General features: G+C 46.0%; 13 protein-coding genes. 4 read left to right on the plus strand and 9 right to left on the minus strand.

The features are described from left to right. The 3 genes from RM811_RS13830 to RM811_RS13840 form a co-directional block, all read left to right on the plus strand. Positions 1-1,565, plus strand: a 1,565-nt coding sequence (locus RM811_RS13830) for a primase-helicase family protein (protein ID WP_402525293.1), incomplete at its 5' end; no start/stop codon positions are given. A 536-nt stretch (positions 1,566-2,101) separates the two neighbouring features. Further along, complete coding sequence (locus tag RM811_RS13835) at positions 2,102-2,527, plus strand: hypothetical protein (RefSeq protein ID WP_402525295.1); 426 nt, start codon at positions 2,102-2,104, stop codon at positions 2,525-2,527. After that, on the plus strand, positions 2,527-3,123 hold the full coding sequence (locus RM811_RS13840) for a hypothetical protein (protein WP_402525298.1): 597 nt from the start codon (positions 2,527-2,529) through the stop codon (positions 3,121-3,123). Before RM811_RS13835 ends, RM811_RS13840 begins: the two co-directional genes overlap by 1 nt. A gap of 275 nt (positions 3,124-3,398) precedes the next feature. Here the strand turns inward: RM811_RS13840 and RM811_RS13845 are convergent, their stop codons facing one another. The 9 genes from RM811_RS13845 to RM811_RS13885 form a co-directional block, all read right to left on the minus strand. After that, entirely contained in the window at positions 3,399-4,169 is a 771-nt protein-coding gene (locus RM811_RS13845) for a hypothetical protein (protein ID WP_402525300.1), read from the minus strand. Positions 4,170-4,265: 96 nt separating this feature from the next. Then, the gene (locus tag RM811_RS13850) at positions 4,266-4,466 is read right to left on the minus strand and encodes a hypothetical protein (RefSeq protein ID WP_402525302.1); all 201 of its coding nucleotides are present in this window, start codon (positions 4,464-4,466) and stop codon (positions 4,266-4,268) included. Position 4,467: 1 nt separating this feature from the next. After that, complete coding sequence (locus RM811_RS13855) at positions 4,468-4,653, minus strand: hypothetical protein (RefSeq protein WP_402525305.1); 186 nt, start codon at positions 4,651-4,653, stop codon at positions 4,468-4,470. After that, positions 4,650-4,934, minus strand: a complete 285-nt coding sequence (locus tag RM811_RS13860) for a hypothetical protein (RefSeq protein ID WP_402525307.1) — start codon at positions 4,932-4,934, stop codon at positions 4,650-4,652. The genes RM811_RS13855 and RM811_RS13860 overlap by 4 nt, the downstream gene beginning before the upstream one ends. Positions 4,935-4,990: 56 nt before the next feature. Further along, positions 4,991-5,599, minus strand: a complete 609-nt coding sequence (locus RM811_RS13865; RefSeq protein WP_402525309.1) for a hypothetical protein — start codon at positions 5,597-5,599, stop codon at positions 4,991-4,993. Between the two features lie 50 nt (positions 5,600-5,649). Next, complete coding sequence (locus tag RM811_RS13870; RefSeq protein ID WP_402525311.1) at positions 5,650-5,859, minus strand: hypothetical protein; 210 nt, start codon at positions 5,857-5,859, stop codon at positions 5,650-5,652. Between the two features lie 50 nt (positions 5,860-5,909). After that, on the minus strand, positions 5,910-6,104 hold the full coding sequence (locus RM811_RS13875; protein ID WP_402525313.1) for a hypothetical protein: 195 nt from the start codon (positions 6,102-6,104) through the stop codon (positions 5,910-5,912). A 12-nt stretch (positions 6,105-6,116) separates the two neighbouring features. Next, on the minus strand, positions 6,117-6,389 hold the full coding sequence (locus RM811_RS13880) for a hypothetical protein (protein ID WP_402525316.1): 273 nt from the start codon (positions 6,387-6,389) through the stop codon (positions 6,117-6,119). Between the two features lie 45 nt (positions 6,390-6,434). Further along, positions 6,435-6,581, minus strand: a complete 147-nt coding sequence (locus RM811_RS13885; RefSeq protein WP_402525318.1) for a hypothetical protein — start codon at positions 6,579-6,581, stop codon at positions 6,435-6,437. A 456-nt stretch (positions 6,582-7,037) separates the two neighbouring features. Here RM811_RS13885 and RM811_RS13890 point away from each other — a divergent pair, with 456 nt between their 5' ends. Next, positions 7,038-7,580 carry a hypothetical protein gene (locus tag RM811_RS13890; RefSeq protein ID WP_402525320.1) on the plus strand — a complete coding sequence of 181 codons (543 nt, stop codon included), beginning with the start codon at positions 7,038-7,040 and terminating at the stop codon, positions 7,578-7,580. The last annotated feature ends 173 nt before the right edge of the window (positions 7,581-7,753 follow it).

Consider the following 7,753-nt stretch of genomic DNA (forward strand, 5'->3'; position numbering starts at 1 on the left):
CCGGGTATCAATTCCAACGACCTGTGGTAGTGCAAAAAGCAAAGCAACAATCAACATCAATGATCCCTGTAAAGGTAGACCAGACGACGCTGGCTGAGAAGGGTGACCAGAAAAAAAATAATCAGATGGAGTCACCGCCAGCATTAACCGTGGTGCCGGACTGTGAGCCGGTGCCTATTAATGATCAGGTAGCACTAAGCAATGCGATCCGGGAGGGCATTGATGCCTTGGTGGGCCGGTATAACAAAGTGTTTGTTCACAGCCGGATCAGTACCAGTAATCTGATTATGAAGTTGGAACTGGACGACGAGTATCAACAGTATGCCTGGAAGTACATGACCTTTAAGGACTTCCGGGAAATGTTGATCCATGAGCAACCGATACCAATCAGCGAGGAGGAAGACAACAAGGGCAAAAAGAAAGTGAAGTTTGCGCCGCCTGCACAGGTGTGGCTGACCAGTCAGAATGCCAACTTTGTGCCGTGCAGTACCTTTTATCCAAAATTAAGCGAGGACTGGCCACCGATGCACGATGGCAAACTGAATTTTTATCGCGGCTTTGCCGTGGAACCGATGCTGTGTACCAAGGCAGACCCGGACGTTAAGCGATGGCTGTATCACATGCGCACCGTGGTATGCCGGGACGATGATGTGGCTTACCAGTACTTGATGAACTGGTTTGCACACCTGATTCAGAAGCCATGGGAGAAGCCGCAGACGGCCATCATATTGAAGGGAGGGCAAGGTACTGGCAAGAACGTGGCCTTGAAGCCCCTATTAAGAATACTGGGTGTCCATGGCTTATATATAGAAAAACCGGGCGCGGTGTCTGGCAAGCACAACAAGATCATGGAAAACCGCACATTGGTGTTTGCTGATGAGGCTGCTTTCCATTCAGAAAAGGATTGTGGAATTTTACGGGCATTAATCAGCGAAACGTCTTCCAGTATTGAGCCGAAAGGCATTGACGCCTATAACCAACGGAACTTTATACGGGTGATCATGGCCACTAACAGTGATCACGCTATCCGGTTTGCCACCGATGAGCGTCGTTATGTGGTACTGGAACTGAGTACTTGCCACAAGCAGGATCTTGAGTATTTCGGGAAACTGGTGGCTGCCATTGATAACGGGCTGGCCGATAAGCTGCTGTATCTGTTCCAGCAACGTGACATTAGTCAGTTCCTGCCGATGGACATCCCACAAACCGGATACCTGACCGAAGGCAAGATTAACAACTTGGAACCACAACAGGCATTTGTCTATGAGGCGTTAATGTATGGCAGTTTCATTTTAAATGGTGGCTGGGCATCCAATACTGAAACCTCGGCGGTGCGAACGTGGTTCCAAGAATGGCTCGATAAAAAGCGGATCAAGTTCCACGGGGATATTGGCAGGAAGCTGGGAAAAGTCATCAGTAAGATTGGTGGCACCCGGAAACGCACCAGAACAGGCAACGCATTAAGTTGGGAATATTATTTTAAGGATCTGGAAAATAGTCGAAATCTTTTTGAAGAAAATGTTCTGTCCGGTTCCGTTATAACCTGGGAGTCTAAAGAAGCATAGTTTTTAGATTGTGCCTATTACGAACTTGAAATTCCACACCCGCACCCTCTTTTTTGGGGTGCGGGTGCCTCCCGCAGTTCCCTTTTCTAACCCCGATTTAACACGCCTCTTTATAACCAGAACCAGCACAAGCGATGACCACAAAAAGAATTACCTGCTTAAAACCACTTTTGTACCCATTATAAGCGGAACAACCTAACGTAACAGGAACACTGGACGCCTACTCCCATCAGTGTTGTCCGGATGTTCCAGTTGTTCCGATTACTCTCTACCCTTATATTTATAAAAAGAATAGATAAACGCGTGCGTATAGAGTCCAGCCGTGTGTGGAAAATCTAAAAAACCGATTAACAAAAAGAATAGGAACAATGGGTACAACTGGACAGCCTTTGTGGGAGTAGGGCTGAAGTGTACCCGTTATGAAATTTTGTTCCTGTTACGAATAGCAGAAATTCCATAACATATTGTCGCTTGGTCAGCCAAATCCGGTCGGCTGGGTATACTTGTGGCAACAATAACCCGTGGACTATAGACCAATGCCAACCAATGGAAGAACGAAGGGAAAATCAGGAGAACTGGAACTGGCCAGCCTGATCAATGAACAACTTGGGCATCAATGCCTGACCAGAAATCTCAGCCAAACCAGAGATGGTGGCCACGATTTAGTGGTCAGCAGTATGGATTCGCTGGAAGCGGAAAGGCTCGATCAAATGGCCATCGAAGTGAAACGCCACCAAAGCGCAAAACCTGGCGACATCAAAACGTGGTGGAAACAGGCACACCGCCAGGCGATGGACATCAATAAAATCCCCGTGTTGTTTTATCGTCCAGACAGGGAGGACTGGACAGCCATGCTGCCGCTGTCGAAAGCACTTCCCTGGGAGGATCCGAAAAATTGCATATCCATGGGATTGCCGTTGTTTATCCAGATACTGAAGGATCCCGATCTGGTGACTATGTGATGTTGTGTCAACCAATGGAACCGACAGAACCAACAGAACCGACAGAACCACCCGTTACTGGGTACCTGCCCAACGGTGAAACTGAACATCAGTTATTCCGAGCATTCAATCCGGACCGCCAGATTCGCAACCGCACGCCTTTGGAAAAGCTCAACAGCAAGCTGCCCAGTGGAACCAATTACAGCGATGATCTCACGACCGAAGAACGCATAGCCGAGTCAGCTTTCATACGCAGAAAACTGCTGGTCAATCTCAACGGCACCGATTTTAAGGTAATCCAGTTGTTCTATCAGCAATTCCAGATAGCGACAGATACCCAGCTGGCCATCCAGATTTTCACACCACTGACGCAACTGGTCACAAGAAACGCAAAACTACAGGTCAACAACTGCAACCAGACTTTCGCGTCACTGGTCGTCTTATCGACGGCATGGAATACTAATCTTTTCCGACGCAGACAGTGGGGACCAACGGATCGGTATTACTATCCGATGTCAGCCACAAGGAAGCGAAGACGGATCAATGCGGCACTGGAAGAAATGAGAGTGGGAGCTCTGCAAAAAGCCACCAAAATTTTGCTGGAATCAGAGCCGTAACCGGTGCGTCAACAATGGCCAGATCAGCCTAAAAAACGTCAATAAATTGACACAATTGGACACTAATCAAACAGCCGATTAAAAAATGACCCGATGAGAGCCATTTTAAACGCACTCACAGCGATTAACAGAGATAGGGTAATACATTGGCATAGGGTAAGATTTGCGAAGCAGGAGGATATCTTAGATATCAGTCAGGGATGTATAGAGCGTTTACGATGGCCAGACAGTAAAAAACCCACTGCACGCCAGTGGGTTTTTATTACCTGGGGAGGTTATTCGATGTCGATAGCTGAATCTATCTGTGCATCGTTATAGAGATCCTTAGCCAGCCAGCGATGCCCAAAGAACGCCTGGACATCTGCCAGCGTTTCACAGACGGCACCTGAAAAACGATCTTTCTCGCCTTGCCACTGAGTCCGGCCAATCTGTTCGCAGATGTATTTCCCGCTTTTGGTCTTATACACTGCCAGTTCTGCCCAGCGTCCAGTTTCACCGCTGTAGTTACTGCCAGAAGCGTTATTAGATGAACTGGAAGTTGATCCAAGGCACTCACCAATGAATCGAATGTCAGGCTGGTTATCTACGCGAACTGTAATAGTTTCCATGGTGCTATTCCCGTCAGTGTCTACGTCAATGTCAGTGGTTTGTTCTATCTCAAGTCCTGAGTAATCAATGCTGGTAAATTCGCTTGATAACTCGGAGACCAGTTCGCTGGCATCAATTTCATCGCCATCCTCATCAATGACAAAAAATTCATAAAATGTCAGTGTGGGGTTGTCACTGGGATAGGTTTCGAACGAATCAGGCTCGCAGTGGTTGTACTGGAATGCCTCACAGTAATCTATTTCAAGAGAACCGAGTGTTAATTTAAGCAGGGCGTATCCAAATACGTGTTCTATTTCTTCAACTGTGTAATCACCATCGGTATCGTAATGCTCACGTTCAACAATATTTCTGTCGGCTATATCAACGGTTTGATGATCACGCGTCCATGATTCGTTATTTACCAGAGCCTGAAATTCAGTCATAGATAGTTTTTTCATATTGTCCTCGTCATCCAGTAGTCACTGCTGGATCAGTTGCGGCTAGTCGCCACCGGTGGAATCATATAATTCCTGAGTTAGTACTGCCAGTGTTAATTATCTGGATTTAGCTAAAGCACTCAACAGGGCTTCAATGGATTCCATGACTTGCTCGTATTCTTCCAGATCATCGGCGTTATTCTCATCACTGGCCACAAACAGCCAATCAGGGACCAGCTTTGCTAACTGATCTTGGGCAGCAGCCAGTACCACCTCGCATTCTTTGAGCAGTGCCTGGGAATCTTGTGGTGTTTTCATGTTATCGACTCGTGGCAATATAGAGGGATGGATTCCAGATTGGATCTGCTTTCACTGCGTTAGTTTCTTCTTTCCATGTTTTGAACTTATCAAGCTGGCTTTGCAGACGACACCCACGGCAATCAATCTGGCCACAATAAGCCGAAAGGCAGGAAGTTGGGTAATGTCTGGTTTCTGGTGTTTTCATGCAATTGCTTCCTGTTCAAAGATTGTAATGCTAGTTGGTGGTGCCGGTAACTCATCACCAGAACAAGACGAATCATTTTCACGAGTAATTAGCAGTCGAGTTACTTTTGTTTGGATCTCGCAGAAGTTCCCTTGCTTATTAATGCGAGCAAAAGAAAATGACTTGCCGATGTAATGCGCAAAAATTTGGTCATCAGACATGGAGGGATTGATTGACGTGCGGATCGAATCCCCATTATCAAACTGGGCAAAGATGAAACACGATTCAGGTTCGATGTTCATTTTGTAGGTGTCCATGGTCTATCTCAAAAGATGCCCAGTTGCCTGGGTAATGTTAATTAGGCAACGTCATAAAACAATTCAGTAGCGTATTGTTCGTTCGTATACATGGGTTTACGAATAGCCAGTTTTTGTTTGCTGTCGTCCTGGTTCCATTGGGACATAAACCAGTGCGCACCAATAGGATTAGAAAATTTCAGGAATACTTGCCCAGAAAATGCGTGAACGTGCATGATTGAATCTTCAATCACTTTGATCGTTTCGTACATCTGCTTACTGATGCCTTTTGGATCTTCAAACCAGTTATTCAGATTGGCCTCTAAGATCATGCTTGGTTTATCTTCTTCAATACATCCATCAAAGATATGGAAATGATTAAACCCGAAGTTTTTACGCAGAATCTTTATCTTGGTCATAGCTTCTTGTTTACCACTGACGGCAATACGAATCTCATGGTTGAATGATGAGTAGCAAACATTGCTCCATTCTAGTTGGTCGCAGAAAGCCCTTGCAATGTCATCTTCAAGTTGGAAGTTGGCAGCGTGAAATGCGTCCATAGATCCACCAGTGCCGCGAGCAGGTAACAGAGTTTTAACGCGGTCTTTCTCTGCCAGTAGTGCGGATTTAACAACGGTGGATCTGATCAGGTCGGTTAATTTGGTAGTCATGGTCATATCTCAAAAGGTTTAAGGGGCAGGTTTACACCTGCCAGTAGTTGTTATTCGTGTTCTTTAGCAACTCGAATGGAATCGCAATCTGAAATCAGGACACTACCATCGTGAAGCAAGGTTCTGGTTTCACCATTCCCAATTTGAACTGATTCTAGAGTGATGAGTCTCAGTGCATCAGAATCAATAATGATTCCCAATTCATCACTTCCGGCTAATCTAACTTTTCTGACGAAATCTCTGGCTAATGTAATGGTCATGGTCATATCTCAAAAGGTTTAAGGGGCAGGCTTACACCTGCCAGTGGGTCTTATTCTTCGATTCTGGCATCAAGGGCTTTGTTGCCGTTGATGTCTGCTACCAGGAACCGGTCACCTGTTTCAAAAGTTGCGTCCTCAACCTGGCTGGCCAATTTGCGCAACACTCTAGCCAGTTCCACACCTTGCAGGTTTTCTTCTGGATCGAAAGCAGCATTGTCCATTTTTACGATGATTTTCATTTTCATGGTCTGGTGTCCTTAGTTGGTCAGTGAGGCAAGTGTAAACCGGTCAACCGAAACGATGCGGTTAGTTTCAATGTCATCAACGAAGCGAGTAATCATTACGCTCTTAGCCTGTACTTTGTATTCAAACCAGTTCCCATCAGAATCAGAAGATCCCCTGGTCGAAGCATTCAGCAGATAATGATCACGAATTTCATTATTAGTAGTAATTGGATTCATCCACGTTTGGATAGAATCGCTATTCGTGTAGCGTACAAAGACGTGGCACTTCTTGGTTTCTGTGGTCATCGAGCAATCCTCAAAGGTGGCCAGTATTGCTACTGGCCAGTGGTGTTAGCTAGCTTTGTTGGCTCGCAGATAGGCTTTAGTAAGAGCCGAAGCGAAATGAGGATTTGCACCGACGATGGCGAGAAGTTGCGCCAGTGGTACGATTTTGATTGCTTGCTGTAGGGGCAATGCTTTAATCTGAGAAGTACTCATGATTAGTTTCCTTTAGTGTGGTCACTTGTTTGAGCCGATCACTGGCTGTAGGAAGCCAGTGGTCAACCCTTCTTACTCAGCTTTAGACTTTCTAGCTAGATCGTCTAAGGCAATTTGCTCTACTAGGTTTCGGATCTCCCGATATTCTAGTAGCACTGCAAATCTGATTACAAAAGCGGGAACTGAGGTCTTTTCCCAATATCTGTATGTCCTTTCTGGCACACCGCATAAGAATGACATCCTTTCTTGCGTGTAGCCCAGAGAATCCCTAACTCTCCTGAGTTCCAATCTCTCCATTAGTATCGCTCTCCTTCCAACTTGAGACTAATGTACCATAGTTCATTTTCTACTGTCAATCATTGACGGTCAGAAAAACTGATACCCGTCATAAGTAAAATTGATTGGTTGTTAATTTGGAGCTATCTTTCTGTAAGCTGCGGGAATTGGGCGTTATGGGTGAAAGAACTAAAAGAACAACTGCCGAAAGCGGCATTAAAGCTAAGTCGTGAGGACATTATATTTACCCGGCACTTTTTTGAGCATGGCGACCCAGTGGCAGCTACAGAGGCTGCTGGTTATGTGGCTGCCGTATCTAAACGGCTTGAGCAGTTCATTTACGACCCAGCCACAGCAATAGGCCGATTCTATTGGGAGTTATGCCGAGATCGGGTGGAGTCCACTCTCATATCCACGGAGAAAAAGCGGAGCAAAATATGGGAGTTGGCCGAATGGTCAATAGATCGGGATGACAAAGGCAGGCCGAACGATGCCAAGCTGGCACTACAGTGCCTAGATATGCTCAACCGGATGGATGGCGACTACGCTGCCATGCAGATCAATACCAAGCAGCAGATCCAGAAGCACACCCAGACCGTCAACTTCACCCAGGGAATACCGGTCAGGCCAAACCAGTTGCGAATGGAAAAGACTCCCAGTGGTATAGAAGTGGACCAGGCCATCGAATCACACTCAGAAATCCTAGAGTCAAAAACCGGCTGACCACTTGGCCAGGTGCATAAACACTGAATATCAGCCGAAAATACCAGAATTTAAGGTGAAATGGCTACAGCCCAGTAATACCAACGGCTATAGACCATTCGAACAAAATTCGATCATTCCTTACTGCCGGTAACTGTTCTTACCGGAAGTAAGCGGGATGAATAGTTATACAG

This window comes from Endozoicomonas sp., assembly GCF_031844845.1.
Classification (GTDB): domain Bacteria; phylum Pseudomonadota; class Gammaproteobacteria; order Pseudomonadales; family Endozoicomonadaceae; genus Endozoicomonas.